At 39.6% G+C, this 386-nt stretch carries 1 protein-coding gene; it reads right to left on the bottom strand.

From position 1 onward, the window contains the following. Positions 1 to 386 (bottom strand): IS30 family transposase (locus tag FC65_RS11160; RefSeq protein ID WP_156408657.1); only part of this gene is annotated, 386 nt, incomplete at both ends.

Here is a 386-nt window from a genome sequence, read left to right as displayed (position 1 = left end):
GTTTAAGCCACGCTGGTTAGGAGCCCCAACTTCGGCAAAATAAGTACTAATATCATGCTTATTTGCGATTTCTTTCCAACCAGTGAATTCTTTACCATTATCAAAAGTAATTGACTTGAAAAGGTGTTTTGGCTGTTGGGACAACCATTGATTAAGATGTTTATTAACGCATTCAGCCGATTTTTGTTGGATGTTTAAAATGATTTCAACTTTGGAGAGACGCTCAACTAAGGTCATAACTGCACCTTGATGTGCTTTGCCTTGGACGGTGTCTGCTTCTAAATGACCAAATTCATGTTGAAAATGAGGATAATCCTGATAGCGTTGATAAATACTTCTGCCGAGTCGGCCAGCTTTACCACGCCGTTCAACGTAACCATTTGGAT

The sequence above is a fragment of the Ligilactobacillus acidipiscis DSM 15836 genome, from assembly GCF_001435755.1.
Lineage (GTDB): Bacteria > Bacillota > Bacilli > Lactobacillales > Lactobacillaceae > Ligilactobacillus > Ligilactobacillus acidipiscis.
The sequence above is the reverse complement of the archived record's forward strand: the minus strand, read 5'-3'. Positions and strand labels throughout refer to the sequence as shown.